The 24,478-nt window shown below is 60.0% G+C and carries 31 protein-coding genes; 13 read left to right on the forward strand and 18 right to left on the reverse strand.

The features are described 5' to 3' along the window. Positions 1–3: 3 nt before the first annotated feature. The gene (locus tag AB7245_RS36215) at positions 4–852 is read left to right on the forward strand and encodes a carbohydrate ABC transporter permease (protein ID WP_085405270.1); all 849 of its coding nucleotides are present in this window, start codon (positions 4–6) and stop codon (positions 850–852) included. Continuing rightward, positions 849–1,676: a carbohydrate ABC transporter permease gene (locus tag AB7245_RS36220; protein ID WP_081369148.1), complete on the forward strand. Its 828-nt coding sequence runs from the start codon at positions 849–851 to the stop codon at positions 1,674–1,676. Before AB7245_RS36215 ends, AB7245_RS36220 begins: the two co-directional genes overlap by 4 nt. Positions 1,677–1,680: 4 nt before the next feature. On the opposite strand, the gene AB7245_RS36225 is transcribed toward AB7245_RS36220, so the two are convergent. Genes AB7245_RS36225 through AB7245_RS36235 form a run of 3 tightly spaced genes read right to left on the reverse strand, consistent with a single transcriptional unit; the run spans position 1,681 to position 3,650 of the window. Continuing rightward, positions 1,681–2,460: an SDR family NAD(P)-dependent oxidoreductase gene (locus AB7245_RS36225; RefSeq protein WP_038934859.1), complete on the reverse strand. Its 780-nt coding sequence runs from the start codon at positions 2,458–2,460 to the stop codon at positions 1,681–1,683. A 57-nt stretch (positions 2,461–2,517) separates the two neighbouring features. After that, positions 2,518–3,108 (reverse strand): thiamine pyrophosphate-dependent enzyme, encoded by a 591-nt coding sequence (locus AB7245_RS36230; protein WP_071910051.1) that lies wholly within the window; start codon positions 3,106–3,108, stop codon positions 2,518–2,520. Then, positions 3,108–3,650, reverse strand: a complete 543-nt coding sequence (locus tag AB7245_RS36235) for a thiamine pyrophosphate-binding protein (RefSeq protein ID WP_063981353.1) — start codon at positions 3,648–3,650, stop codon at positions 3,108–3,110. Before AB7245_RS36235 ends, AB7245_RS36230 begins: the two co-directional genes overlap by 1 nt. 424 nt (positions 3,651–4,074) lie before the next feature. On the opposite strand from AB7245_RS36235, the gene AB7245_RS36240 reads away from it, so the two are divergent. The 10 genes from AB7245_RS36240 to AB7245_RS36285 all read left to right on the forward strand — a co-directional run bounded on the left by AB7245_RS36240 (position 4,075) and on the right by AB7245_RS36285 (position 10,540). Further along, complete coding sequence (locus AB7245_RS36240) at positions 4,075–4,284, forward strand: hypothetical protein (protein ID WP_439035496.1); 210 nt, start codon at positions 4,075–4,077, stop codon at positions 4,282–4,284. A gap of 43 nt (positions 4,285–4,327) precedes the next feature. Further along, the gene (locus AB7245_RS36245; protein ID WP_439035497.1) at positions 4,328–4,567 is read left to right on the forward strand and encodes a hypothetical protein; all 240 of its coding nucleotides are present in this window, start codon (positions 4,328–4,330) and stop codon (positions 4,565–4,567) included. 903 nt (positions 4,568–5,470) lie between these two features. Beyond that, positions 5,471–5,971 carry an SgcJ/EcaC family oxidoreductase gene (locus AB7245_RS36250; RefSeq protein ID WP_439035498.1) on the forward strand — a complete coding sequence of 167 codons (501 nt, stop codon included), beginning with the start codon at positions 5,471–5,473 and terminating at the stop codon, positions 5,969–5,971. A 416-nt stretch (positions 5,972–6,387) separates the two neighbouring features. Further along, positions 6,388–6,594 carry a hypothetical protein gene (locus AB7245_RS36255; protein ID WP_439035499.1) on the forward strand — a complete coding sequence of 69 codons (207 nt, stop codon included), beginning with the start codon at positions 6,388–6,390 and terminating at the stop codon, positions 6,592–6,594. Between the two features lie 28 nt (positions 6,595–6,622). After that, positions 6,623–6,943 (forward strand): hypothetical protein, encoded by a 321-nt coding sequence (locus AB7245_RS36260; protein WP_439035500.1) that lies wholly within the window; start codon positions 6,623–6,625, stop codon positions 6,941–6,943. Beyond that, positions 6,940–7,326, forward strand: a complete 387-nt coding sequence (locus AB7245_RS36265) for a hypothetical protein (RefSeq protein ID WP_439035501.1) — start codon at positions 6,940–6,942, stop codon at positions 7,324–7,326. The genes AB7245_RS36260 and AB7245_RS36265 overlap by 4 nt, the downstream gene beginning before the upstream one ends. A 167-nt stretch (positions 7,327–7,493) precedes the next feature. Next, a complete protein-coding gene (locus AB7245_RS36270) occupies positions 7,494–8,063 on the forward strand; it encodes a hypothetical protein (protein ID WP_439035502.1) in 570 nt (189 codons plus the stop codon). A 328-nt stretch (positions 8,064–8,391) separates the two neighbouring features. Further along, positions 8,392–8,778 (forward strand): hypothetical protein, encoded by a 387-nt coding sequence (locus AB7245_RS36275; protein WP_439035503.1) that lies wholly within the window; start codon positions 8,392–8,394, stop codon positions 8,776–8,778. A 27-nt stretch (positions 8,779–8,805) separates the two neighbouring features. Beyond that, complete coding sequence (locus tag AB7245_RS36280; RefSeq protein WP_439035504.1) at positions 8,806–9,492, forward strand: hypothetical protein; 687 nt, start codon at positions 8,806–8,808, stop codon at positions 9,490–9,492. A gap of 19 nt (positions 9,493–9,511) precedes the next feature. Next, positions 9,512–10,540 (forward strand): hypothetical protein, encoded by a 1,029-nt coding sequence (locus AB7245_RS36285; RefSeq protein WP_439035505.1) that lies wholly within the window; start codon positions 9,512–9,514, stop codon positions 10,538–10,540. Positions 10,541–10,799: 259 nt separating this feature from the next. Here AB7245_RS36285 and AB7245_RS36290 read toward each other — a convergent pair whose 3' ends face one another. The 7 genes from AB7245_RS36290 to AB7245_RS36320 all read right to left on the reverse strand — a co-directional run bounded on the left by AB7245_RS36290 (position 10,800) and on the right by AB7245_RS36320 (position 15,327). Then, positions 10,800–11,900 (reverse strand): hypothetical protein, encoded by a 1,101-nt coding sequence (locus tag AB7245_RS36290; RefSeq protein ID WP_439035506.1) that lies wholly within the window; start codon positions 11,898–11,900, stop codon positions 10,800–10,802. 614 nt (positions 11,901–12,514) lie between these two features. Continuing rightward, entirely contained in the window at positions 12,515–13,000 is a 486-nt protein-coding gene (locus tag AB7245_RS36295; RefSeq protein WP_439035507.1) for a hypothetical protein, read from the reverse strand. Further along, positions 12,997–13,185: a hypothetical protein gene (locus AB7245_RS36300; RefSeq protein ID WP_439035508.1), complete on the reverse strand. Its 189-nt coding sequence runs from the start codon at positions 13,183–13,185 to the stop codon at positions 12,997–12,999. Before AB7245_RS36300 ends, AB7245_RS36295 begins: the two co-directional genes overlap by 4 nt. Next, a complete protein-coding gene (locus AB7245_RS36305) occupies positions 13,182–13,898 on the reverse strand; it encodes a hypothetical protein (protein ID WP_439035509.1) in 717 nt (238 codons plus the stop codon). Before AB7245_RS36305 ends, AB7245_RS36300 begins: the two co-directional genes overlap by 4 nt. Then, the gene (locus AB7245_RS36310) at positions 13,895–14,128 is read right to left on the reverse strand and encodes a hypothetical protein (protein ID WP_439035510.1); all 234 of its coding nucleotides are present in this window, start codon (positions 14,126–14,128) and stop codon (positions 13,895–13,897) included. The genes AB7245_RS36305 and AB7245_RS36310 overlap by 4 nt, the downstream gene beginning before the upstream one ends. A gap of 36 nt (positions 14,129–14,164) precedes the next feature. Next, positions 14,165–14,707 carry a hypothetical protein gene (locus AB7245_RS36315; protein ID WP_439035511.1) on the reverse strand — a complete coding sequence of 181 codons (543 nt, stop codon included), beginning with the start codon at positions 14,705–14,707 and terminating at the stop codon, positions 14,165–14,167. Positions 14,708–15,144: 437 nt separating this feature from the next. Continuing rightward, positions 15,145–15,327: a hypothetical protein gene (locus AB7245_RS36320; RefSeq protein WP_439035512.1), complete on the reverse strand. Its 183-nt coding sequence runs from the start codon at positions 15,325–15,327 to the stop codon at positions 15,145–15,147. 917 nt (positions 15,328–16,244) lie between these two features. Between AB7245_RS36320 and AB7245_RS36325 the strand changes: the two genes are divergently transcribed. Further along, positions 16,245–16,946 carry a recombinase family protein gene (locus AB7245_RS36325; RefSeq protein ID WP_439035513.1) on the forward strand — a complete coding sequence of 234 codons (702 nt, stop codon included), beginning with the start codon at positions 16,245–16,247 and terminating at the stop codon, positions 16,944–16,946. Here AB7245_RS36325 and AB7245_RS36330 read toward each other — a convergent pair whose 3' ends face one another. The 8 genes from AB7245_RS36330 to AB7245_RS36365 form a co-directional block, all read right to left on the reverse strand. Beyond that, positions 16,947–17,474, reverse strand: a complete 528-nt coding sequence (locus AB7245_RS36330) for a hypothetical protein (RefSeq protein WP_439035514.1) — start codon at positions 17,472–17,474, stop codon at positions 16,947–16,949. A gap of 58 nt (positions 17,475–17,532) precedes the next feature. Next, entirely contained in the window at positions 17,533–17,805 is a 273-nt protein-coding gene (locus AB7245_RS36335) for a hypothetical protein (protein WP_439035515.1), read from the reverse strand. Positions 17,806–18,075: 270 nt separating this feature from the next. Further along, the gene (locus tag AB7245_RS36340) at positions 18,076–19,146 is read right to left on the reverse strand and encodes a phage/plasmid primase, P4 family (RefSeq protein ID WP_439035516.1); all 1,071 of its coding nucleotides are present in this window, start codon (positions 19,144–19,146) and stop codon (positions 18,076–18,078) included. A gap of 3 nt (positions 19,147–19,149) precedes the next feature. Further along, positions 19,150–20,622, reverse strand: a complete 1,473-nt coding sequence (locus tag AB7245_RS36345; protein WP_439035517.1) for a PriCT-2 domain-containing protein — start codon at positions 20,620–20,622, stop codon at positions 19,150–19,152. Further along, a complete protein-coding gene (locus AB7245_RS36350) occupies positions 20,619–21,053 on the reverse strand; it encodes a hypothetical protein (RefSeq protein WP_439035518.1) in 435 nt (144 codons plus the stop codon). The genes AB7245_RS36345 and AB7245_RS36350 overlap by 4 nt, the downstream gene beginning before the upstream one ends. Before the next feature lie 400 nt (positions 21,054–21,453). After that, entirely contained in the window at positions 21,454–21,945 is a 492-nt protein-coding gene (locus AB7245_RS36355) for a hypothetical protein (RefSeq protein WP_439035519.1), read from the reverse strand. 274 nt (positions 21,946–22,219) lie between these two features. Further along, positions 22,220–23,482 carry a site-specific integrase gene (locus tag AB7245_RS36360; RefSeq protein ID WP_439035520.1) on the reverse strand — a complete coding sequence of 421 codons (1,263 nt, stop codon included), beginning with the start codon at positions 23,480–23,482 and terminating at the stop codon, positions 22,220–22,222. 212 nt (positions 23,483–23,694) lie between these two features. Further along, positions 23,695–24,399 carry a GntR family transcriptional regulator gene (locus AB7245_RS36365; protein ID WP_014492735.1) on the reverse strand — a complete coding sequence of 235 codons (705 nt, stop codon included), beginning with the start codon at positions 24,397–24,399 and terminating at the stop codon, positions 23,695–23,697. Between the last annotated feature and the right edge of the window lie 79 nt (positions 24,400–24,478).

Below are 24,478 nucleotides of genomic sequence, written 5' to 3' on the forward strand. Positions count from 1 at the left end.
ACGATGTGGCTCTTCGCGCTTCCAGCGCTCCTGATTAACGTCTGCATCATCCTGGTTCCCGCCGTGCTGACATTCACGGCGGCGTTCTTCATGTGGGACGGTGTCGGAAAGCCGGCGTGGGCGGGACTGGCCAACTTCCAGAACATGTTCGCCGATCCCGTGTTCTGGTCGGCGCTGACAAATAACTTCATCTGGACGGCGATCTTCCTCACCGTGCCGGTCTGCCTCGCGCTCGTGATGGCAGCCGCGCTGCTGATGGCGCCGAAGGCGCGCATCGTGGTCCAGTCCATCATCTTCCTGCCGCGCATCATCGCTGTCGCAGTCACGGGCCGCATCTTTCAGGGCATGATCTTCAGCCCCGCGACCGGCGTCGTCGCCTGGTTGAACGAGCACGGCTTTTCGATCTCCGATCCCCTCGCCGATCCCGACCGCTCGCTCTATGCTGTGGCCGCGGTCGACATCTGGCACTGGTGGGGATTTCTCGCGGTCGTGTTCCTGTCGGCGATGCGGCAGATCAGCATCGACCAGATCGAAGCCGCGCGGCTCGACGGAGCCGGCTTCTTTGCTTTGTTCCGCTACGTTCTGATCCCGGGCATCCGCCCGACCCTGACCTTGATGCTGATCCTGACCGTGATCTGGTCGTTCCAGGTCTTCGAATTCATCTTCATCGTCACCCGCGGCGGCCCCGCCTATGGCAGCGAGGTGCTGGCGACGTTTGCCTACCGCCACGCCTTCTTCGAAGGCGACGTCGGCCAGGCTGCAGCCGCCGCCTGCGTCATGAGCCTGTTCGGCCTGTGTGCCACCGCCGTCTATCTCTGGCTCCAGATCACCGACGACGCGCAATCGACATGATCGGGGATCGCTGGAGCAGGACATTCAGCCTCGGGCTGATCGGCATCGCATCGTTCAGCTCGCTGCTGCCGATCGTGCTCGCCGTGATGAACGCACTGAAGACGACGGTCGAGATCGGCAGCAATCCGCTCGCGCTGCCGACCCAGTTGCACTGGGAGAATTTTTCCTCCGCCTGGCGCAACGCCCAACTCGGCCCGAGCCTGCTGCACAGTGCCGAAGTCGCGATCCTGACCATTCTGATGGTGTGCGTCACCGCGACGCCCTGCGCCTATGTGCTTGCGCGGCAGAAGGGAAAATTCTGGCGCTTCATCACCTTCTACTTCATGGCCACGATCACCGTGCCCGTGCAGCTCTATCTCTACCCGCTCTACTTCATCTTCGCGAAGCTCGGGCTGGTCAATTCGATCCCCGCGGTGGCGCTGATCTACACGGCGATGTTCTCGCCGTTTGCGATTTTCCTCTTGCGCACCTACGCGCTCGCGATTCCCGTCGCGCTCGAGGAAGCAGCCCAAGTTGACGGCGCAAAGCCGTGGCAGACCTTCTGGTACGTGATCCTGCCGATGATGCGGCCCGGGCTGCTCACGGTCGCCATCATCGTCGGGCTGAACGCCTGGAACGAGTTCGTCATCGCCGTGACGTTCCTGCAGAACGACAGCAACGTCACCGCGATCGTGCGCTTCTACAATCTGACCGGCCAGTATTCGACCGACTGGGGCGAGATGCTGGCCGCAGCCGTCACCATCGTGCTGCCGATCGTTGCGATCTTCGTGCTGCTGCAGCGTCAGTTCATCGACGGCATGACGTCGGGCGCGGTGAAGTCTTGAAGCCCTACTTCTCCTTCACCGGCACCGTGTAGTTCAGGATCAACCGCCCGCCATCCGGATAGATCGTCTGCCCGGTGATGTAAGACGCATCATCACTCGCCAGGAACGCCACGACGGAGGCCACCTCGCTCGGCTCACCGCCGCGACCCGCCGGCGTGCGTGACATCACCGTCTTGCGGGCATCCTCCGAGGTGTAGATGGACGACGCCACCATGTCGGTCAAAATCGTGCCCGGCCCGACCGCCACGACGCGGATGTTGTGCGGAGCGAGCGCGACGGCGGCGACCGAGGTCAGCTGCTTCATGCCGCCCTTGGAGATGGCGTAGGTCGCAAGCGTCGGGATCGCCAGCAGCGCGTTCACCGAGGACATGTTGATGATGACCCCGCCGCCGCCCTGCGCGATCATCTGCTTGGCCGCCGCCTGGACGCCGAAGAACGCGCCCTTCAGATTGATGCCGATGATTTCGTCGAATTCCTCTTCCGAAATCTCCAGGATGTCGCGGTTGCGGGCGACGCCGGCATTGTTGACCATGATGTCGAGCCGGCCGAATTCCCTGACCGCGGTCGCCACCGCGCGATCGACGTCCGCACGCCGCGCGACGTGACATGGCACGGCATACAATTCCTTGGGCTTGCCCAGCTCGTTGACCGTCTTCTCGAGCTCATCCGTATCGACGTCCGAGATGACGACCTTGACGCCGTCGTCGAGGAACCGCTTTGCGCACGCCTTGCCGATGCCGCGCGCTGCGCCGGTGATGACGGCGACCTTGCCGGATAGTTTCATGGGTCTCACTCCAGGATAGCTGCTTGGGCAGCGAGCTATCCCGGAGAGGACCCCGGTTCAAGCCGCCGCGAAGCCGAGATGAGCACGGAACCGGTTCTTGATAAAGACGGCATCGCGCGAGGGCAGCGAGCGCGGCGGATTTTCCGCCAGAACCTTGATGACAAAAAGCCGCGGGCCGTCGGCCGGTCCGGCGATCTGCGCGGCGAGGCGCTGCACCTCCTCGAGCGTCCGCACGGTCCCGGTCGCGGCGAAGCCGCAGGCGGCGGCAATTGCCGTGAGATCGACGCCGCGGCCGGTGTGGCTCGCCTGCATGCCGGTCTCGCCAAAATGCTGATTGTCGATCACGACGATGTCGAGATTGCGCGGACGCGCGACGCCGATGGTGGCGATGCCGCCGAGACCCATCAACTGCTCGCCATCGCCCGTCAACGCAAGGACGCGCTTGCCCGGCTGCGCCTGCGCGAGCCCAAGCGCGATCAACGCGGCACCACCCATTGCGCCCCAGAGATAAAAATTGCCGTCGTGATCCCCCACGGAATGCAGGTCGTAGGTGGGCGAGCCGAGACCGGAGACGACCAGCGTGTCCTTGCGGTCCTTCAGGAGCGCGGCGACAGCGGCGCGACGATCGAGTTGAGCTTGCATCGGCATCACCACTTCTTCTTGCCGATCAGGCGCTGCCCGATCAGGACCGCAATCTGCTGATCGGACTCGTAGGCGAGCGATGCCGCCGATTCGACGGTCTCGACCAGATCCTCCGCCGTCTCCGCGCGCATCACTTTCAGGCCGATCGCTTCCAGCGACGGCTGCGTCGCCCGGCTCATCGGCACCTGCCACGGATTGAATTCGGCCCATTCGCCGCGCATGGTCACCAGCATCAGCAGCGGAAAGCGCCCGATCGCCGACAGCGACAGCATGTTGATGCAATTGCCGACGCCGCTCGACTGCATCAGCAGCACGCTGCGCTGACCGCCGAGCCAGGCGCCGGCGGCGATGGCGATGCCCTCCTCCTCGGTCGTCAGCACGTTGGTGGTGACGTCGCGGTCGGCCGAGAACATGCGGATGAGCTGGCTGTGGCCGGCATCCGGCACGTAGGACATCTGCCTGACGTCGGCGGCTTTGAGGATACGATAGAGCTCGGACGGCCAGTCGTCGCTGCTGCGCGTTTCAGGATTCGGTTGAGGGCTGTGCACCGCGAGGTCTCCGTGAAATTCGAGCGGACCCTAGCGATTATTCCGCGCGACGGCTCTGACCGTCTGGCACGATCAGGTATTGAAGGATTGTATAGCTGCCTTTTCCGTTGTCGCCTGGACCAGAGCACGATGCGCATGACTGCGCCCTCTCCCCTTGTGGGAGAGGGCATCACCGCAGGAAGATACAAACTCATTGGGGTGAGGGGTATCTCTCGGCGCATTCATATGCATCGATATGCGCGGAGAGATACCCCTCATCCGGCGCTTCGCGCCACCTTCTCCCACAAGGGGAGAGGGAATGATTTGTGGAAAACGGATTAAGCCTTCCAGATCAATAGTTTGCGAGTGGCCATTTCTCCCGGTGTCCCGTCAGTGTCACTTTCAGCTATCATAACAGGGGGCTCCGCTTTGTCCTGCGTCCCTCTTGCAGAAGTTCTGGGCGCTACATCAACCATCCCGCGAGCAAGGCCACTCCCGCTGCCGTGGCAAAGATCAGGAATTCAAAGAGCGCCGCTTTGAGATCATTCCAACTGCGCCGAAGTTGGCTCACCTGATGCAGAGCATCCACGACATGGTAGGCCGTTTTGGCATCATCAAGTCGAGTTCGCTTTTTGCTTTTGTCCCCCATTCGTGAAGCGTAGTAGACGCGCGTGCTAATCGGCAAGGTCACGACGAAAATGCCTATAACGAGCTACCCCGTCAAGATCACCTTCGGCGAGATGCGGGAAATGGGCGTGCGCGGCGTCCTGATCTATTGCCGCCACCGTTGCGGCCACCATGTCGAGCTCAACGCCGACCGCTGGCCCGACCATGTCCGCCTGTCCGATGTCGAGCCGCGCTTCGTATGCTCGAACTGCGGCAAGCGCGGCGCCGAGATCCGGCCGGATCACCAGCCGGCGAAGATGGGTTCTCGCTAAAGCAAATGAACACAACCGCTGCTTCCAGCAAGGCTGCGCAATCTTGACTATACAGGTGTTTGACGCCATCCGTCTGCTGCGCGAAGCTCCCGCTTCGCAGTGGGGGCATCTATGAGAACGTCAATTTGCATCGCCCTTTTGGCTCTCGCGCTCTGCAATACCAGCAACGCGAACGAGATCGAGGGATTTCGTTTGGGTATGACGACCGAACAAGTTTTGAAAGCGGCAGGAGAGAAAGGTTACACGTTTGGCAACCCGATCAAGAGTGGGTCCAATTCGAACTGGACCTCCTACATCCTAAGGAAGGACGGCCCTAGCATCTCCTTTTGCGGTAGTGTCCTAAGCGCAATAACGAAGTCGTACGACAGTAATCTGCATGAATTTGCTAATTTGGCCGGCCAGCGGACGAGGGAGCTGGGGCCGCCCGATGAAGTAAAGGCTGCGCAACAATTTGTAGAAGGCAGTCCATTGAGCACCCTGTCTTACAACTGGAACGGGACCGACAACGTGAGGCGAAGCCTTGGCATCTACCAACTCGGCAGCCGCAGCCCGCAGGTGTCGTACGGATATGGGTACATCAATCATGCTTGTCGGAGTTAGCCTTACGGATATCCCTCTTATGCGAAGCTAACCAAGCGCCTCCATCACCCGGCTGAACGCCGGATGCCGGCCGATTGCTCGCTGCGGCCTCCTACCCGCAAGATCACCTTCGGCTAGATGGGGGGCGTGCGCAACGTGCTGCAACCATGCTGACGTGGCGGCTGACCAGCGTGCGCAATGCGGTCATCAGCCGCAGGCAGCCTGCCTCGATAGCGGTCATCAGGGAGGAGTTAAATGTGGATAGATTCCGGGTGATGGTCCAATAGAAAGGTGGGGCCTAAGTTCAGCGGGAAGGGTCATTCCATGTTTTTCGCCAAAATGGTTTTCGCCTCGATGATTGTTGGCTTGGCGACCGTCTGCGTTGCTCAAGGTCTCGGTACAGCCGACGATGAAATTGCCATCAAGAAGGTCATTGGTGAGATGACCGCCGGCTTCAACAGTCATGACGCAGAAGCATCAACTCGCATGTACAAAACCGACGCCGATTTTGTGAGCGCAAGGGGTGAGATGGGCATTGGCAAAGACGCGGCTGAAAAGGGGCTCCGCCGGATCTTTGAGACTAGGGGCAAGGCCGCGACGCTGAAAACAGAAGACGTGAAGATTAGATTTATTAGACCCGACGTGGCGCTTGCCCATGTGACCAACGAACTAAGTGGACTCCTATCGCCTGATGGACAGGGCTTGCCATCACAGCGGGAGTTAAGTCTCCGTGTCTTCGTCAAGGACGACGGCATATGGAGGGTCGGGTCGTTTCATAATACTGTAGTAAGCCCTGTTCCCGGCTCTGCCGCGTCAAAGCCGTAGTATTGATCGAACGTGGCCGTTGCGGGTGAACAGCCGGACGCGCTTGTCCTCGCGCTCGACGATGAGCCGATAGCCGTCATGCTTGATCTCGTGAATCCAGTCCGGACGCCACATCCCAAACGCGATCAAATAATTTCCACACCCGACGACCTCAACAAAATCTTGGGATCCCTTTCGCGGATTTCAGCTTTTTGCTTCAATGAACGCTCAATTACGCAATGGCTGCGTAATTTACAAAGCGCACGAACAGATTTCTGATCGGACCCAGAGCCCCGGTCATCAGCTCACAACATTTTCGTTCACCTCGATGTCGCGCTGCACGGCGCGCGCGAGGGATAGGCGGCGCAATCCTCTCTTGACCGGGGCGGGTTGCGTCGCTGTGCGCGTGTTCTCGGGAGGGGAGAAAGCGATGATCCATGTCTTCAGACGACGATCTCCCGAAGCCCCCGAACTGGACCGAGCCGCCGTCGCTGGAGGCGCTGGTCGAGCAGTATGGCGGCTGGGATCGGATTCCGGAATCCGCGTTCCGCGAGCACGAAGCCAAGCGCGAGGCGTGGATCGAGATGGTGCGGCACGGCGGCTTGCATCGACAAGGTCGCGGGCCACGAAAGCGGTTCAAATAAATGACGGAGTGATCATATGAAATCAGAGATGCCGCGCTACCTCATTCCGCACTCAGAAGCACGACGGCTCGTCAATGGCCTGCGCACCATGATCGGTTTCATCGAAACGAAGATCCCGGCAGACGTGATCGCACGCAAGCAGACCAACGGTCTGAAAAACGCCAAGGCGGCGCTAAAGCTGTCACCGGACTCCAGCGAGAACCGCACCGAGATGGCCACAGCGATGCTGTGGGCGTTCAGTTTCATCATGGAGAACTACGAAGGCGACGCCATCGAGATCGGCGATGCCATGCTGTGGATGAACAAGCTCGGCCTGATCGACTCGGCGTCTGAAGATCGTCTGCAATGACCGACAAGGCTCCGACCAAACGTCAATTCCGCCACGGAGCACGAACGTATGAGCAGGAATCCAACCGCGACACCGAGATGAACAGAGCGGTGAAGGCGGCGGAGAGGGACGCGCCTTCTGAATTCGAAGGAGCCGCCCGCGCCGCAGCGCGCAAGATCCTGCGCGAGCAATGGGCCGTCGAAGATGCCGAGCGGGACTCGCAGGCACCACCACTGCCGCCGCACATCAGCCGGCTGGAGCCCGGCGAGCTCGACGCCGACACGCTGCAATATCTGCGCCGGCCATATCTCGCGGCGCTGCAGTTGCTGGATCCCCGCGAACGTGAGCGCGAAGTGCAGCGGTTGATGCGGGAGCTGACGCTGGAAATCGAAATCGTGCGCTGACGCACAATTTGAAATTCCCCGTTGACGGGGAATTTGGAACCACCCGACCCATAACTGGGATCGTCGTCGCCAAAATAACGATGTACAGCCAATAATTATGTGTTATGACTGGGACCGTCCCAGTCATACCGGCTGGCTTACCTTGTTTAAAAGGAGCAACAGCAAAGATGAATACCAGAGAAAACGACGAGCGCGACCGCATCATCCGGCAAGGTAAGGCGGCGTGGGCACGACTCAAGAAAGACAAGTCATGGGAAGACTGGATGTCGACCGGCGAGGCTTTGACCGAAGGCCGCGAGATCGCGATGTATGACGCCGGCACCAACCGCCCGGAAGGCAAGGGTTACGCCGGCGCCTTCAATCTGTGGCTGATCGAGAACAAGTTCGACGACATGGATCCCTCGGATCGGGCCAAGCTGTTCAAGGTGATGGAGCTGCGGCCCGACATCGAGGCTTGGCGTGCGACGTTGACCCGCACCGAGCGGATGAAGCTCAACCATCCGACCACGGTTCTGCGCAAGTTCGAGGCGGCGACCAAGATCAAGCCACTGAAGCCGGCCAAGCCTTCAAAGGATGACGCGCTGCGCGAGGTCGCCGAAGAGCACCACGCCGCTGTTGCGGAGGTCGCCCAACTCAAGGCTCGTGTCGCCGAACTGGAGGAGGAGAACGCCTCGCTGCGCGAGCAGCTCGGGCCGGAGTGGAATCGGCCGGCCGGAACGAAGCGTGTAAGGCCATGAACATCCTGCTTCGGCTGCTCGCTCTGGCGTTCACGGTGGCGCTGTTCAACAGCTCGATCTTCCAAGGCTGGTTCGTGGCGTGAGCAACAACCAGACGCGGAATGGCGCGACCACATCGAGGCGGTTGTTCGCAAGAGGCTCTCCCCGACCCTGAAACAGATTCGAATAGCGTCCCCGCGCAAAGCAAAAGCCCGCTCGCGGAGCGTAGGCCGCCTTGGCCAAAAACCAACCGCCCGTTCAGTCGACTTCGCCACAAGTATTAACACCTATTCTGTTGATCTCGACCGATGGTTGCGCTTGGATGTGCTCGGGCGGGGGAAATCACTAAATGCGAACGATGGGATTAGCCGTGCTCGGCTTTGTTTTGGGCGGCTGTGCGTTTCAGCGCGCTGAAATTGCTCAAGATGCCCGCACCCAAATGGTCGGGATGTCCAAAGAACAGGTGCTTGCCTGTATGGGTGCGCCGGCAAGCAAGGCTGCCGAAGGCGTAACTGAAGTATGGGGATTTAATTCTGGCAACGGCATGACGGTCGTTGATGCCAGCTACGGTCGATACGGTGGCTCGGCCGTTGCGAGCAGTCGCTTCTGTAACATCAACATCGTGTTCGCTGGTGGGCAAGTCGCCACCGTCAATTATGCCGGACCCACAGGGGGACTTTTGACTGCTGGAGAGCAATGCGCCTACGCAGTCAATGCCTGCGTAAAACGACAATAGCATTGTTCGGCTTTCGAAAGCACGCCTATGTCTATACCGGACAAGCCCAAGCAAGCCGTTCCACCCCATGAACCCTTCGAGGTGTGGTGGCCCAAATACATAGAACGCGTGAATGAAAGTGTCGCTGCCGCCGAGGAATATCTGGAGATTCCAAAGGGCACCATTTCATCAATCAAAACCGACCCGGATTTCATCGCCACGGTGAAGACATATGCCGTGATTGAGCCAATGCTGAATGATCTTATTTCCGCACGTCCGCCGAGATCGATCTTCGGAGCGCCAGCGGTTGCTCAGCCGAACAACGATTTTCAAGGGTTTGTCGCCGGGCTGACAATTTCAGGACGCGTGGGCAAGTTAGCACTTGCAAAAAGTCTCGGTCTGCTCACCGAAGATCAGGTACGCTTTATTGAAGGCGTGTCTCGGATCAGGAATCGATACGCACACAACGTCAAAAACATGCACCGATCTTTAGTCGAAATCCTCACCGAAGAACAGCAACACAATGCGAAGATCGTTGAGATCATAACGGGTTTGGTGAGTACGCTTCCGTCGGAAATTGAGCCGTTCTTGAAGATGCTCATGTATCACCGCTTGGCTGACTATCTATCGAATGCTCTTCACACGCTCAAGCCGCCTCCATTGCCGGCTGGTGGCCTTCTTTCCGGTTTGAAAGATTATTTCGAGACGCCAACGAAGCCAGACAACAGCCGTTGAAGAAAAGATCCGAGTATTCATGCGAATTCTAGCAGCATCCCTTTGCGCCGCCTTGGCCGTGACCACAGCCGAAGCCTGCACCGTAGAGTCGGCGGTTGGCGACAAGCTTTTCGCTTCGATCCAGTCGGACGGCGACCGCGCAAAACAGAGCCTCAAAGTGCTCGACAGGCTCCGAGCCCTTAACGACAAAGGGAAAGATCCCAAAAAGCCGCTCGGAGAGCAGCTCACCCTTGCCGAGGCGGACGAATTCAGCCGCCTCACGCAGCGTCAGTCGGCTGTGATGCTTCAAAGCCTCATTGAATCTGCGTATCAGCGGGACTTGAAGGTCATCAAGCAGACGTTCGATGTCGCCAACGGTCTGTATGTGAACGGGCGCGAGCCCACCGAGAAAGACCCACTGTCATATTATTTCGGTTTGCTTGTGGTGCTGCGAATGGTGGACCAAGCCAACGAGCGTAAGGATAGCCTGAGCACGCCGGCTGCTTCCGACTGCTCAATCGAGGTGGCGCTCCATACGGTTGAGCGGGAGAGCCTTGAGAAGTTAGGCCGCATGGACGTGAACAATGATGTCAGCCAGCTTACGGCGATACAGAAACGAAGTCCGAAAGGACCCGATGGGGCGATTGATCGCGGGCGCATGCCTTACGAGGACAGGGCAACCTTGGAGCGCCTCGAAAGGAAATTGGCTCCAGCGTTCCGCGAACATCGGTTTGTTTCCGACCTAGAGTCTCTTAAAGATCTCGCCCGCATGGCTGAGCTGAAGTACCAGTTTCAGAAGAAGGACGCGATAGACTCGGGTGGCGACATTAATTCCGTGGGACAGTCGATGGATCAGGCGCGTCTAGAGAAGCGCGATGAAATGTTCGTGCGCGTGCTGAAGAAGATCGCCGACGATATCCCCAGTGATTGGTCTAAGGAAATGTCAGCTGCCACCCGAACAGCCGCTCCGGCAGAAGCGCCATCTCAGGCGAGAGAACAGCGCGATGCGCGGCCCGCAAAATCCGCTCCCGTCAAGAAAGCGTCACCACCGCCTACTAAGTTGCAGTAGTACCAAGTTGCGACGACCGTGCAACCCATCAGCGGTGCCAGCAAAGGCACGCATCGCTTCGCCTTCAGCCGGTGACTTCAGGTGTGCGCCGAACTCCGGACATTTCACTGCACCGCGCCAATTGATGCAATGGGCCAAGAGCGGAAGTATGCGGAACCGAATTATTCAATCATCTCGTCGGCAGTTGCAAGTAGCGCAGGAGGCACCTGACAGGATGTGGCGAGAACTTCATCGCCGGTGTGGTGCAATCAGACATCAGTTATTCAAAGCACCTCGCAAGAGCTTGGCAAAACTCTGCTCGTTCACCATGCGCAACATAATCACGCAAAGCATCAGCTGCTGAAAGGAAGCTGTCATTCTCTTCGCAAAAGCCGCGCACATTATGGTACAAAGAAATTGAATCTTTCTCTTCGGGCTCGACGTCCTTAGAGTCACAAAACTCAAACGCTACATGGACGAACAGAATTGAAAAATCGTCCGCTACAAGCGCATATTCCTTGGCCTTATCTTGGTAGAGAGCTCTCGTTGCATCATAAAGAAAGACTAGTTCCTTCGATTCAAATTCGCTCAGATCACGTTCTGCATAAATCTTATCCAGCTCACTGTCCTGCCAAAGCATGAAAGATAACAGTGTATCGCTCATCTCATGAAGTAAGGCCTTTTTTCCTTCACTATCTAGTTTTGCGATTTTTATGGACCGCGGCTGCTGTCTTTCTTCGGAAGGAAGCTCTGGTGGGCTTTGGACTAGCGTCGCTCGAACCTTATTCGAGATTTTATATTGTCGTTTTCCTTCGCGCTTCGCGCGTGTTAATTCTTTGGCCCGCCCCTCATAAATTTCTATTAACAAGTTCGCTTTTTCTTCCGCCGTGATGTTTCGTTGCTCTAGTGGCTGGGCCGCGGAAATGAACTCTTCTACAGTTGCCTCAGCCCCGCTCATTATCGCTTCTCGAATAAGAACGTTATGAACAATGGGATGGAGCTGCATAAAATCAATTCCAATCGCCTTGAAGAATTCGCTTAATTCAGACCGACTACTTTCTGCTTCGCTTTGTTCGGTGGCATCAAAAGCTAAGCCAAGTTCGTCGAGGTCGTGCTTAGCATTGAGCGCGAGCTGAAAATCATCTAGCCCCTTTGCGTTGTTGAAACCGCATTCAATAATGATTTGCGCACAGGATACGGCGGGGATGCGTTTATCCATGGCCCTACGACAGAAATGATTAAGTAAATCTCGGTCCTCCGAAGAGTTAGTGAGTTGTTCAAGGTTCGAGCCAGTGAGTTTTCCATAACAAATAATTACCTCCGCCCAGTATCCGGAAAACTTCCAATGATCTTTTGATGCTCGTAGTAGGCCCTTAAACATGTACCACTCCTAATCAAAAAATAGGTCGGATAGAAGTTTTGCTCACGCCGCCAGCTTCTCTTGAGGTGGTCCAGATTTCCGGGACAGTTTGGCGGCAAAGCCTAGGTGGATTCCGGGTTTGATTACGCCGCCAATTTCTCCTCTTCCTCAATATTCCTGCGAACGCGCGCCCTAAACACTCGATTTTTTTAGCGTAGAAATCCCAGCCCCGATGCCCCTCCACAGCGTAGGCAATTTTCGACGACGGGACCAAGCGTTTCGAATGTCTGTTCCGGGTCATTCGCGTCGGTTCGGCCGGTGCAAGGCGATTTCCGGTCTACCCCGATGAACGGACATTCTCAAGGATAGGCGGGCGCGTCTCAAACGGGGCCAACAACAGAAGTGCCAAGGCGCAGCCGGGCTGTGTTTCCTAGAATCTAGTCCACCTTCGTATTTCGTAATTGGCGTTTTGCGCTTGCTGGTTCAATTCTAGCCAAATTTGGTTGCCGTAGCGGCCTTTGTAAAAGCGCATGTCAACGAACCAAAGGGCAACTGCACAAAACAGCAGAAAGATAAGAATACGGATCATCGGCAGTTACCCTTCGGTTGTGTAACTCCATATGTGACAGGTGACCTCAAACTTCACGCAACCGGACGAACCGCTCGCGCTGCTTTTCACGAACGGCAGGCGGCTCGACCTTGGTCCGGAAGAATTCCCCAGCCCAGCCATCGCGCTTGGTCGTGGTCGCGACCCGTTTCGGCTTCGCCGGCTGCGGGCCGCGTTCGTAGCGCGGCATCTGCTTTGCCTCCGGCTGAAACGGATCCGGCGGCGTGAAGCTGCGCTGGGGCTGGTCTTCGTAAGCAGAGCGCAGCATCAAGGTCTGCCCATCGAGGATGGCGTAGCCGCTGAAGGCGGCCTTGGTCAGTTGCTGGAGAACTTCGATGGACGGCGTGAATCGACCTTCGATGAAGTCCTGCAGCTTGGCCAGTCCGAGTCCCTCGACGTCGCGCACGACGGCATTGATCGCGCCCGGCTTGCCGCTCCACGCCTTGAGGCGGGCGCGCAGCACGTCGACGCCATTGGGCGGGGGAACGTCCGGTGTCTTGCTGAACAGGCTCATGATGCGGTCCTTTCATCGAGGCGCATGCGTCGCGCCAGTTGCCGGAGTTGGTCGTCGCTCGGGGTGTAGTGACCGATGGAGAGCTGCTTCAACTGGTCGAGCGTCATGCCGGCGTACTGTGCGACTTCCTCGGAGAGAAAATGCACGCTGCGATTCCGGATACGGCGGATCTCGGCGGGATTCATCGCGCGTCTCCAACCGGCAACGTTGCGACCAGACGGGCGAACTCCGAGCGGTGCGGCTTCAACGCTGCGATGGGAAGCCGGCTCATGATGTGGGCAGGAGCGGCACCGATTGCGAATTGCGGCGGTGACGATGGCGGTGGCGGTGGCGTGACCGCAAACGTTTCAAGATGCCGCTGCATCCGCCGCACGCGCGCGATGATATCGTCGAACGATGCAGCGGAGGCGCCGACATCACGACGACTGAGAACGAGCGCGTCGGGGCAGGAATGACGAGTCGTAAGCGTAAGCTCGGTGAGCCTCGCGGCCTCGATGGTGAAGTAGAAGCCGGTGGGACTGTCCTCGTTGTGCAGCGTGCTGGCGATAACCGTTGCGGAGATCGAGAACGCCGGTTGGCGCCGCGCGATTTCGTCGCGAACTTCGCAGCGAACGCGCAGCGTGCCATCGGAGGCGTAGCCCAATGTCAGCAAGCGACCAACGACCTTGGAGCTGTCGTGATTGAGCGTTAGCGGAATCGTTTCGAGGTCGGCCCAACTCAAAGAATTTTTGACGAAGGCCATCCGCTGCGTGTCGATTGAACTCGACGAAGCGATGCCTTCGATGAGCTGCGGACTGGACGTGGCCGGGAGCAGCGGCAAGGCCGCGCGCTCGACCGGCTTGACGCGGTGCCGCAGCATCAGTTGCGCGTGCTTCAGTTTGAGCTCGCGGCCGATCATTTCCGCTTGGCCTTGCCGGTTTCGAGATTGAGGCGCGCGGTGCGCAAGCGGCCGGCGATCTCGCTGATGGCCAGTTCGAGCGCTGAGCCGGTCGGGACGTCGTGCACGTGACGCTTGACGATAGGACTCGAAGTCAGGCGCATGCCCTTTTGAATTCGGCTGCGACGTTCGTCGTCGGCCGGGTACGCGGCGCCGGTAACGAACGTGCCTTTCATATAGACCTGCGGCATCGGTATTCTCCCTGTGCGCGACCGGGTTGAAGCCTATCACGAACAGCGCGCGGGCGCCTTTCGCTTGGCCGCGAAGCATGCCGCCAGCGCCGACAACCCCGCGCGCAATGCTTGGAGCTCCGCGAATCCGGTCGGGACGTAGTCTTGGATGCATTGGGCCACCGCGTGCTCGGCGTCGCGGCCGGCGTTCTTGAGCGCGTTGCGGCCCTCCAGCCAGCGCGCGGTATCGCGCTCGTGGATCTTCGCCTGCTTTCGTCCGGCGACGCTGTCGGGATCCACCGGGGTGCCGCCCATCTTGTCGAGCGAGGCGCTTTGCGGCGGCCGTGGCGCCTGACAAGCGGTGGCGTAGTTCTCGACCAGCGCGGCCCAGCGCCGGCCCGCAGACGCCTCCGTGGCCGTGATCTTGCCGCTGAGCAGCAGGCGCCCCAACATGGTCCCCCATGTCGCATCGCGCAGGCCGCATCGGGCGGCATCGAGCAGGCGGTGCAGCTCGGCGGGCGCGAGCAGCTCGGGATCGCGGGCGGGCGTCTTGATGCGACCGCCGGGGTGGCGGGCGGCGAGATGCTTGCGGGGGGACATGGGCGAACCTTTCGGGGCTCGCGGAACAATCGGTCTTAGTCGTTGCTCTGGCAACTGTCGGTTTTCAGTTCCGGTTGCGGTGCCGGCAGATCGGCGAGCAAGGCTTGCAGGGCGGCGATCAGTCCGGCAAGTGGCGTAACCTTCGGGCGGAGCTTAGCACCCGGTCAGCGCCCGTGGATCATATGCGTCTCCAGCGCCCTCCAAGGGCACGCTGGGGGTCTCACCCATTTGGAGAGTTAAGAACCTCAACATTCCGGCCTTGGAGGCAGCGGGCGGCACCTGCGGCTTAGGGCCCGGTCGATACCACCCGCCCAGACGTTCACCTTGTGGGCGGAGCGTCCTAGTGCTTATTGATGCTGCCGGTCCACCTCGGCTTGATGCAGATCAATGCTAAACACGGGTCGGGGACCAAGATCGGGGTTGGCCCGCCGAGCGGCCTACTTGGCCGCGACAGCTTCCGGCGCCTTGCGTTTTCCCAGAGCCTCAGCGGCCAGCGCCTGCTTTAGCCATTCGTCGGCGAATAAAAGCCACTGAGCTTTAGACGACGGCATGTCGGTCAAGGCTGCCTGCTTGCAGCACTCCTCATACTCCCGACGAAACTTCACTGCATCTTCGAACATGGCGCCCGACCGGGGAACGCAATCTAAGGATCTGCTTAAGCTCTGATGCAACTTTACCGAAGACGTTCAAGAGCGGCAAGACGGTCAGGCTTGGCCATGTCTGTGTTGAGGGGGGCGGTCAACGCGCGGCCAAAGCAAAGGGCCGCTGTCAGAGACAACGGCCCCTCGCGCTTCCGGGTTTCAATAAATCCGAAATGAAATGGCTTAACCAGCCCCGGGCTGCCACATTTTCCCGGTTAACAAACCGCCGCCACAACAAATGTGAATCGGCCCGTAAATTTCCAAGTGATTTGTTCCGCCAACCTTGGCGGCATCCCAGAATGCGACACAAAACTTTGGCACAACTTGTGCAGTGTATTTCTCACCGAGTTTTGCATTATCCCCCTCGGGGCTGGAAAGCCGCCGCCCGCGCTCGTTTAAGCGGGCGGCGTTTTTAGCTTTCGGCAAACGAAAAAGCCCCAGTCCGGGGCTGGCGGGACTGAGGCTCTTCGTAGCCGCACTTACTCAGTACGCGCGCAGCTTATGGCCATCCAGTTGTCACAAAAGACGGTGTCCTAATTCCGGGTTCCGGGTGTCCTTTTCAGGACAGCCCCCCGGTTCCCCGGCCTAGAATGTTCCGCCGACACCAGCTTCGTGACGCGCGCACTGCACCATGCGTTTTTCCGAAAAAATCTTTCGTGGATTCCCGGTTTCCAGCGAGAACGGGTGGTGCTTTGATGTTTCTATTTGAGGTTGAGTAAGGGATTTTCGGGGCGTGGTAAGTCGGGACCGCCCGCCCTGATCGACGAGCCCTCCCGTGAAGCATGCCCCCCCCCCTCTAGCAGAAGTCGAAATTGTTTTGGCGCTGGATTTGACGCTGAATGCTCCTTGCAAAATGCTCATACGTTCGTTATAGCATTGTGCAAATGGAGATGAAGATGGTCAGGCACGACGCCAAGTATGTGAGTTATCTACGTGTTTCGACGGGTAAGCAGGCGAAGTCCGGTTTGGGACTCGAAGCGCAGCGCGCAGCCGTGATGGGCTGGCTCAATGGTGGCCGCTGGAAGCTCGTCAACGAGGTCGTCGAGGTCGAGAGCGGCACCAGAAAGAGGATCAAACACCGCCCGGCGCTACAGAAGGCGCTGGATGCCTGCAAGCGCTATGGCGCCCGGCTAATCATATCTCGGCTGGATCGCCTGTCGCGCGATCCCGTGTTCCTGCTGAGCCTGCGCGATGCCGGTGTCGAATTCGTCGCGCTGGATATCCCCGACGCCAATCGCTTGACGGTCGGCATTATGGCGCTGGTCGCCGAGCAGGAACGCGAGGCGCTGTCCCAGCGCACCAAGGCCGCGCTGGCGCAGAAGAAACTGCAAGGCGTCAAGCTCGGCAATCCTAAGCCGAAGACGCTGAAATTCCATGATCGTAAGGCCGCCGTCAAAGCGGGCCTGAAAGGCGCAGCGGTACTCAAGGAGACGGCCGATGCGTTTGCCGCACTGATCCAGCCGTTGCTCGATGGCGAGCTCACGGGGCTGTCTGCGAACGCTACAGCCATGGAGCTCAATCGTCGCGGCGTCCGCACCGCGCGCGGTGGGCAATGGACCGCGCGCTCGGTGTTGAATTTGAAAGCGCGACTGAACTGATTACATTCCGCACGGAAATCTTTTTGGCGGAAGCGGCGCTGATCGTTGTATCGGTGCGCGTTCGCGAAGTTTTTTGAGATAGATCGGCTCCGGTTCGATCTCGGGCTCTTCGTCGATCCATTGGTCGACCGGTTCGGGCTCGACCGGCGGCTCGACGGGCTCGGTCGTTTGCGTGCTATCGATGTTTTCCGGGACTTCATCCGGACAGTGTTCGAGCAACACATCCCGATCACCGCCCGGCGCAATCTGCTCGACCTGCCGGAAGAAATTCGACGCGGGCACCTCGATGATGTTGATATTCGTCGGCTCGACCGGCGGCTCGGCCGCCGCCGCCGCCTCGATCTCAACCTCCATGCAGGCCCGGATTTTGTCGAGAACGAAGACAAATCGGCTCAGATCCGCCGGTTTAACCCGGCCATTGAGCCCGCCACGGTAAAGCCTGCTCATCTCCCTGCGCACATCGACCGGCGTCTCCAGCGGCAACCGGTGCGGCGAACGGAACAGCTCTGCTTTGGATTTCCGTGGCAATCGCTTGCCCCATGCCCGTGGAGGGAATTCGGTACCCTTCGAGCCTACACCCGCCCGGTCATTCGTCCAGCGCCGGTTCGGGCTGAAGGTTTTTTCGTAACTCCGCCGGGATCGCCGCGCGCCAGATCTCGACCGGCCGTCCGCCCTTCGGTCCCGGTGTGCCACGCTCGACCGTCACCACACCGCGCTCCGTCAGCACCGCAAACGCCGCCCGGAGCTCGCTGGCGCGCGCGTTTCTGCAGAGCGCTGCGGAGACCGCGCTTCGGCTTAGGCCATCAGGCGCCCGGCGTAGCGCGATCAGGATGCGGTCGGCGATGATGGTCGGCGGCATCGGCAGATCCTACGATTGCCGGGAGCCTACACACCCAGTTCGTCGCCGTCGTCGGCGAAGCCCCGTCAACTCAGAATGCGGACACCTGCGGACGGCAAAATCCCGTTTTGAGCGTTCGATTTTGCGGACACTTGCGGACACTTCGCCAGTTTTACACGTATAGGATTTTGAAATCTCTATACGTCTGAAACCGGAAGGCCGCCCGCAGCCGTCCGCAAATTTCGACGTTCAAATCCGGAAATGGCGTCCGCATCCGTCCGCAAGCCCGGCCTAAAACCTTGGCTTCGTTCGCGTTCCCGACTGCTCTGATGCATCGTCGTCGCCATCGTCATCGCTGTGACCGCTACGCCGCTTCAGCCGGATGCCAGAATGTGACCGAACCTTGGCGTGGCCAATCTGCTTTCGCGGGAGTCCGATGGCCTCCAGCTGGTCGCCGAGCTCGTTCTTGCTGGTCGGCTCGTCGCCATTGTCCCGGCAATAGGTCGCCCATGAGCCATAGAGATCCGCGATGGACGCGTACTTGTGTTCGTTGCCGGGCTCGACGTCGCAGGCGTCCTCCAGCCATTGCGTGAACCGGTCCTGTCCGGAGAAGTAATTCTCGGTGGCCGCCATCACGCTGGCGGGCGGCGCCAGACCGATGCGCTGCCACTCCAGGCAGCCGTCCATCGCCCAGCGCAGGATCGCTGGCCATTCCGGGCGCAGCTTGGCGGTCAGCTCCCGGTCGATCTCCGCCTTCGGGATCTGCACCGTGAACGGCACCATCAGCAGCCGCGCCCGCATCGCGGGATCGACGCAGGCCAGCTTCGGCTTGTGGTTGCCGGTGATGATCAGCTTGAACTTGGGATCGAATTCGAAATCGTCCTGCCGCATGAAATGCGCCGTGATGCGGTCGCCGCCGGTCAGCGTCTTGATCTTGGCCTCGTTCCAGACACGGCCCTGCGGCGTCTCCTGTGCCACCACCAGCCGCTTGTTGTGCAGCCGGGCGAACTCGGTCGGATGCCGTTCGCCCTTGCTGGCGAGGAACGTTTCGATCTGCGCGGTGGCTGCGTAGTCGCCGAGAATCTTGACGATGGTGTTGACGAAAGTGCCCTTGCCGTTGCGCCCGGTGCCGTAGATGAAAAGAAACACGTGCTCGGTGGTCTCGCCGGTCAGACAATAGCCGATAAAGCGCTGCAGGAATTTGACCAGTTCATCGTCGCCGGCACTGACACGCTGCAGGAACGCGCTCCAGACCGGATGTGGAGTCCCCTTCGGCGCTAGCCGGCACGCGGTCATCTGCGTGATGTAATCCTCGCGTCGCGGCTTGTACGAGGTGTCAGTACTGAGGTCGACAGTGGCCATGCTTCAGTCCTCCTCGCTGGTGTTCAATTGTTTTGCCATCGTGTCCCATTGCTCGAATGTCGCCGCGATCTTGCGGTCGGCCTTGGCGAGACGCTCGACAGCCGTGACGGTCTTGGCGCTGGCCAGCGTCTTGGCGATGGAGGTCTTGTTACAGGCGATGGCGGCTTCCCGGCAGATCGCGCGCGCCATGTCGAAAGCGTGCAGTGTGTCCTCGTGCTGCCAGCGCAATTCGTCCCAGTGCAGCCACTGACTCCACTTCGCCACGAACCGCAGATCGGTTTCGTGCCGGTCGACGAAAACCAGCGCGAGAAATTCCTCGGAATTGGGGGGCGCGGTCAGGCTACCACCGCTGCTGTTGCTGCCGCTATTGCCCGATGATTGATTAAGCTGAACGACCGATACCACAGTGCCGAACGTCCATCTCGGCGCATGCCTGCGCGCCAGATACACCAGCGAGCCGAACCCGGCCTGCGTCGGCGGCGACGTCACGTAGTGATCCCAGCGCGCGTCAGTCTCAACGCTATCATACTTCGCCGATTTGCTCGACCATTGGTGAAACGCCTTGCGGCCGGCCTCCGAGCCGCCGGTCGCGGCCCATGTCTTCATGCCGATGTTGTTCCAGTAATTCCAGTCGCTGTCGTTGCCATTCGGAATCACGGCGAGCGCCGACACCACATAGGCGTCATCGGCGGCGCGCAGCTTGCCGGTCGACTTGACGCCTGCACTGACGAAGGCAGCGGTCCCGCTCGCCTCGCTGACGGCATCGAAGGCCTCGCGCAGAACCTTGAGCGCGGCATCGAGATCGATTTCGGCATTGTCGGATGCGGCGGTGATGGTCGCCAATCTCGGTTCGCCCTTGCGGTGCCATGAGCCGGGCCAGCGGATCGGATGCACCAGCGGAATATTGGTGGTGTCGCCGCCGACCAATGCGGTCGCAAGCTCGCGGGCCTCGCGCAACAGACCGTGCTCCGCCTCGGTGGCTGTTGGTTTCTTCAGCCGCCAGTGCAGATGCAATTTCGGCTCAACCTCACCGGTCTCCGGATTGGTCCATTCGCCACCGGATTCGACAATGATGGTCGCGGCACCGAGCAGGGCTTCCAGTCTTACGCGGGCCGCGCTTGGCTTCTGATCGCATTCGACGGAAAGACACGGGCCTTGGATGAGATTGGCCGCTGACGCGTTCTGATGGTTCTTGAACAGCGACATCGGCGGGCAATAGACTGCCGGCTTGTCCCACGTCGCGGCCTGACGCGCCCGTTCGACAACAACGTTCAGGAAATCAGGATCGTTGAGCCGGATGCCGTCGACGAAGATCGCCGCCGGCTTTTTTCCGTTCGCCTTCTCATCCGGGAATGCGCGCAGGCTCACCACGCCATTGCGGTCGGCGTGCTTGAACATCAAATCGGTGAACCGGCCCAGCATCTCGCGGTCGGGAATGAGTTCTGGCGCCTTCACGGTCTGACCTATGTTGCTCATAACCATCGCCCCTCATTCCGCGCCGGCCAGCGTTCGGCTCGACGTTCTTTCTGGATTGACATCTGCGCGAGCGCAGCAGTGGCCGCGTACGTCGCGTGATAGCCGCCCGTGAGCTTGTAAAATGTCCCGGTGCGCCTGCTGAGCCAACCGCAGGCATATGCGCTGCCGACCTTGGCCAGCGTCTTGGCATGCGTGACCATCGCGCAGTCGTGTTTGCGGCCGAGCTCGGTCGGCGCGACGGTGACGAACACGCCGATCTCGTCATCGTCGCCGCGAACGGCGGCGATCACGTCCATCCCAGCGAGTTGGAATTCGAAGCTCCGCCTGATGTCGTCGCGGCGGACCAGCCCGCGCGAGAACGCGACATCGAGCGCGGCCGTGAGCAGATTTTGTTGAGCCTTGCTGCGCGCGGCGGCGATTTGCCCATTCATTAGGACGCCCTCCGCCGTTCGAAATGACCGGGTCGACTAGGGCCGTCGCCGGGGTCGGCACTGCGCCCCCTGACACCGCTGCGGGACCGCGAACGGCGGCACCTTGCCCGTGGCCGGCGCCGGCTGCAGGCGCCGCTGTTCGGGCTTCGCGAGCGCGGGCAGACCGTGGTGATCGAGGCGTCGACCTCGCGCCATGGTGCGTCGTCGGGGGGAACGTCGAGGAAGACGATGCCGATCTCGAACATGGCTAGTCCCTTTTCGGGGGACCGCTGGCGAGGTCGTGGCCGGTGTGCTATTTATCCGGTCACGCCTGAAGCGGTTGCCCCCGCCCGGCGGTCTCTTGTACCCATCGAACCAGTTGTTGACGGGCTGCCCGGTCGGGCAGCTCGTTTCTTTTTGTTCAGGCGCTGGCGCCTTCGGCGCGACGGGTGCCGCGCGCGGGCTTTGCCTTGGTCGGTGTTAATCGGGCGGCCTTCGCCGGCCTTGCTGTTGCCGGCGCTTTTTGAGGCTTCACGGGCGGTGCAGTTGCCGGCGCGGCTGGAGGCTTTGCAGGCCCTGTTGCCAGAGTTGTTTGTGGTGGTGCAGAGCTCTCGGCCTCTGCAACGGCGTCACGTGCGGCCCGCCAAGCAGCGGCCGATTCAATCGTGATCAGCGTCCTGTTGCCGACAGTCATCTGGCGTGGGACTAGTTTGCGATCCTGCCTTTTCATCTTGTAGAACATCGCGACGCTGAAGCCGTGAGCCTTGCAGAATTGTGCAACGGACATCGCCAGCTGTTGCGGCGTCTGTATCGACGGCTGCTGCGGTGTCTGTATCGACGGCTGTTGTTGCGGGGTCTCCATCGGCTCGGCGTCGCTGCCCAGCTTCTTTCCGGTGACTTCCGGACGGGCCATTGTGCTCTCCCTGCTGTCGTTACGTGACATCACATGGAGTTACTTCCAACAAATCGTTGGAGCAATGCAAGCCGAAGTCATTGATGTTGCAGGAAAAATACGCAATGGCTGCGTAGGGAAACGGGAAATTCCTGAATGAATACCGGGCGAAAATAATTCTCGCTGGCGCGATACGCCGGGCGCAAAACCTTACACTTCCGCTGGCGTTGTCCCGCGACCGCAACCGAAAAGCCGACGACTCACTTGTATGCAATGAGTTCGTCGGATTTCGAAATCAGGCCGCCTTCGCAATCGTCTGCGGGCGAAAATCCGGCAGCGTCGCGCGCATCTGTTCATCGCCGGGCTTCAAAATGTACCTGCTGTAAACTCTTTCGAGCAGCAGGATCGACGTGTCGTGATGCGCGGCGACAAGTCTCGGCGGCCGGCCCATGCGCAGCTGCCGGACAATCGAACTATGACGCAGGGCGTAAGGCGTCAGTGTCAGATCGAGGTCGAGATCCTCCAGCACGCAGCGGAATCGTTCTGACGTTCCCCAGATCTTGTCGAACAGCGGCTGGTCTGCGGTCCTTTTAGCAACCCGTTGCCGCAGCAATCGGGCGAGCTGCGGCGTGATCGGTAGCGGGTGCAGCTCGACCTTGCGCCGTCGTTTGCGGTTGTCGCCCTTCCACGAAGTCGGCATCAGCAGATAGGGATCGGCCGGATTGTCGTCCTTGAGATCGCGCGACTTCAGCCGGAACGCCTGAGACTCGCGGGTGCCGGTCTCGGCCAGCACCTGCATCAGCTCGCCGAAAGCGTCGCCACCATCGCGGCCTTCCTCGTAACAGCCGTGCACGATGGCCTCGACGGTAGCGTTGCCCAGAACATAATTGTCGCGCACGGTCTCGTCGTCGTCGCGATTGCCAGACAGCCGCTCAAGTCCGTGCTTCCATGCGGTGAGATTTCCGATCCGCTTGTCGCGCATCGCGGCAAGGTTCAGCGCCGACTTCATCGAACCGATGATCCGGTTGACGCTTGCCGCTTTCAATCCCTTCGCGCTTAATCCATCGCGCCAGTCCCGCAGCTCGGTGTCGACCAGTAACGCGACCTTCTGTTTCTTGAGCAGCGTGCCGTCGAGATGCAGGTCGAGCTGCGTGGCGTTGTACTTGCGTCCGCCATTGGCTTCGAGGTCGGCGGCATAGCCGCGCACTGCGTCCTCGACGCTGGCGAGCTGCGCGGTGTTGCCTTCGCTGCTACGTGCCAGCGCCAGCGCTTTGTCCATGGCGCCTTGCTGCACCGGCACCTTCTGCTTGCGGGCCTCGCGCTCATCGATGCCGAAATAGGAGAGCACGCTGTGGCCGTTGGCATCCTCGAAATCGTCCGCGAGCGCAAACCGTGTGAGCTTGCCGCCGGCCTTCACCGACCATGTGCCGGCGCCTTCGTTGCGGCGATAGGCGAGGAAGATCCCCGGTGCGATCCGCACCGTGTACGGCTTCTTGCGGGCCGCGAGCTTCAAACGGTTGGTGCGGTTTTCCAGCTTGCCGGAACGTGCGGTGGCCATGATGATTCCTCTGCGATCCGAGTCCTCCGGTGCCCCTCTCAGTGTCCCAAACATCGGAATATAGCGGGATAGAGTGGTATGGAGGACTATGGAGACGATGTAAGCATTTCAATCACTTACGGTTCGCCAAGCAGAGTATCATGGAGTAGGGTGAAGTCTACTTTCTCCCACAAGGGGAGAAGGGAAGAGACACTGTCGCTTGGACTAGCGACTCAATTCGCCGCAGACCTCGCCGCAGCCGGCATGTAGATCTGCGCGTAGCCTTCCTTGATCGCCGAGGTGATGCGATCCAATCGGCGGTCGATGTGCTTCTCCAGCACCGAGACGCAGGCCTCTTCGTCGCGCGCTTTCAGTCCTTCGACGACAGCGCGGTGCTCGGCCTGGGTGTTGGAGCGGTTGATGCGGTCCATGTCGATCCAGCGCACGAAGCGGATGCGGGCGTTGACGTTGCGCAGCACGCGCAGCATCTCGGCGTTGTTCGACATCCCCATCAGCCGCTCGTGAAAGGTCTCGTCGAGTTCGACCAGCTCCACCGACGAACGCTCGCCGGGATCGGGACCGGTGGCTTCGAGGAATTTCAGGAGCGCGTCGATGTCCTCGTCCCTGGCGCGCTTGATGGCAAGGCGGATCGAGGCGACCTCGATCGACTTGCGCAGCTCGTAGAGATCGAAGATCTCGTGCGCGTCGAGCTCGCGGCAGAAGAAGCCCTTGCCCGGCGTGAAGCGCAGGAAGCCTTCGGTGTTGAGACGGTTGAGCGCTTCGCGCAGCGGCGTGCGGCTGACGCCGAGGCGTTTTGCCAGCTCGCCCTCGTTGAGCCGTTCGCCCGGCTTGAACTCATAGCTCACGGCCATCGCCTTGAGCTGTTCATAGACGCGATCGACGATACTATCGGAAGCCAGTTCCACGTTGCTCTTCATAAGCTGCATTCATGCCCGAACACAGCCCAATATACCGGGGCTGCATGGACGATTGCAATCCAAACAGCTGCCTAGCACA

Origin of the sequence: Bradyrhizobium sp. 604_D8_N2_3 (genome assembly GCF_051810765.1) — a bacterium.
Classification (GTDB): domain Bacteria; phylum Pseudomonadota; class Alphaproteobacteria; order Rhizobiales; family Xanthobacteraceae; genus Bradyrhizobium; species Bradyrhizobium barranii.

What these genes read in the sequence shown, in the direction of transcription:
- AB7245_RS36230 (WP_071910051.1), bottom strand. Translation starts at nt 3,108, where the DNA reads ATGCCGATGCAAGCTCAACTCGATCGTCGCGCCGCTGTCGCCGCGCTC.
- AB7245_RS36360 (WP_439035520.1), bottom strand. Translation starts at nt 23,482, where the DNA reads ATGGCCACCGCACGTTCCGGCAAGCTGGAAAACCGCACCAACCGTTTG.
- AB7245_RS36270 (WP_439035502.1), top strand. Translation starts at nt 7,494, where the DNA reads ATGAATACCAGAGAAAACGACGAGCGCGACCGCATCATCCGGCAAGGT.
- AB7245_RS36350 (WP_439035518.1), bottom strand. Translation starts at nt 21,053, where the DNA reads ATGAATGGGCAAATCGCCGCCGCGCGCAGCAAGGCTCAACAAAATCTG.
- AB7245_RS36310 (WP_439035510.1), bottom strand. Translation starts at nt 14,128, where the DNA reads ATGCCGCAGGTCTATATGAAAGGCACGTTCGTTACCGGCGCCGCGTAC.
- AB7245_RS36315 (WP_439035511.1), bottom strand. Translation starts at nt 14,707, where the DNA reads ATGTCCCCCCGCAAGCATCTCGCCGCCCGCCACCCCGGCGGTCGCATC.
- AB7245_RS36340 (WP_439035516.1), bottom strand. Translation starts at nt 19,146, where the DNA reads ATGGCCACTGTCGACCTCAGTACTGACACCTCGTACAAGCCGCGACGC.
- AB7245_RS36305 (WP_439035509.1), bottom strand. Translation starts at nt 13,898, where the DNA reads ATGATCGGCCGCGAGCTCAAACTGAAGCACGCGCAACTGATGCTGCGG.
- AB7245_RS36295 (WP_439035507.1), bottom strand. Translation starts at nt 13,000, where the DNA reads ATGAGCCTGTTCAGCAAGACACCGGACGTTCCCCCGCCCAATGGCGTC.
- AB7245_RS36250 (WP_439035498.1), top strand. Translation starts at nt 5,471, where the DNA reads ATGTTTTTCGCCAAAATGGTTTTCGCCTCGATGATTGTTGGCTTGGCG.
- AB7245_RS36345 (WP_439035517.1), bottom strand. Translation starts at nt 20,622, where the DNA reads ATGAGCAACATAGGTCAGACCGTGAAGGCGCCAGAACTCATTCCCGAC.
- AB7245_RS36255 (WP_439035499.1), top strand. Translation starts at nt 6,388, where the DNA reads ATGTCTTCAGACGACGATCTCCCGAAGCCCCCGAACTGGACCGAGCCG.
- AB7245_RS36365 (WP_014492735.1), bottom strand. Translation starts at nt 24,399, where the DNA reads ATGAAGAGCAACGTGGAACTGGCTTCCGATAGTATCGTCGATCGCGTC.
- AB7245_RS36265 (WP_439035501.1), top strand. Translation starts at nt 6,940, where the DNA reads ATGACCGACAAGGCTCCGACCAAACGTCAATTCCGCCACGGAGCACGA.
- AB7245_RS36300 (WP_439035508.1), bottom strand. Translation starts at nt 13,185, where the DNA reads ATGAATCCCGCCGAGATCCGCCGTATCCGGAATCGCAGCGTGCATTTT.
- AB7245_RS36260 (WP_439035500.1), top strand. Translation starts at nt 6,623, where the DNA reads ATGCCGCGCTACCTCATTCCGCACTCAGAAGCACGACGGCTCGTCAAT.
- AB7245_RS36275 (WP_439035503.1), top strand. Translation starts at nt 8,392, where the DNA reads ATGCGAACGATGGGATTAGCCGTGCTCGGCTTTGTTTTGGGCGGCTGT.
- AB7245_RS36325 (WP_439035513.1), top strand. Translation starts at nt 16,245, where the DNA reads ATGGTCAGGCACGACGCCAAGTATGTGAGTTATCTACGTGTTTCGACG.
- AB7245_RS36285 (WP_439035505.1), top strand. Translation starts at nt 9,512, where the DNA reads ATGCGAATTCTAGCAGCATCCCTTTGCGCCGCCTTGGCCGTGACCACA.
- AB7245_RS36245 (WP_439035497.1), top strand. Translation starts at nt 4,328, where the DNA reads ATGCCTATAACGAGCTACCCCGTCAAGATCACCTTCGGCGAGATGCGG.
- AB7245_RS36220 (WP_081369148.1), top strand. Translation starts at nt 849, where the DNA reads ATGATCGGGGATCGCTGGAGCAGGACATTCAGCCTCGGGCTGATCGGC.
- AB7245_RS36355 (WP_439035519.1), bottom strand. Translation starts at nt 21,945, where the DNA reads ATGGCCCGTCCGGAAGTCACCGGAAAGAAGCTGGGCAGCGACGCCGAG.
- AB7245_RS36320 (WP_439035512.1), bottom strand. Translation starts at nt 15,327, where the DNA reads ATGTTCGAAGATGCAGTGAAGTTTCGTCGGGAGTATGAGGAGTGCTGC.
- AB7245_RS36225 (WP_038934859.1), bottom strand. Translation starts at nt 2,460, where the DNA reads ATGAAACTATCCGGCAAGGTCGCCGTCATCACCGGCGCAGCGCGCGGC.
- AB7245_RS36215 (WP_085405270.1), top strand. Translation starts at nt 4, where the DNA reads ATGTGGCTCTTCGCGCTTCCAGCGCTCCTGATTAACGTCTGCATCATC.
- AB7245_RS36335 (WP_439035515.1), bottom strand. Translation starts at nt 17,805, where the DNA reads ATGCCGCCGACCATCATCGCCGACCGCATCCTGATCGCGCTACGCCGG.
- AB7245_RS36280 (WP_439035504.1), top strand. Translation starts at nt 8,806, where the DNA reads ATGTCTATACCGGACAAGCCCAAGCAAGCCGTTCCACCCCATGAACCC.
- AB7245_RS36290 (WP_439035506.1), bottom strand. Translation starts at nt 11,900, where the DNA reads ATGTTTAAGGGCCTACTACGAGCATCAAAAGATCATTGGAAGTTTTCC.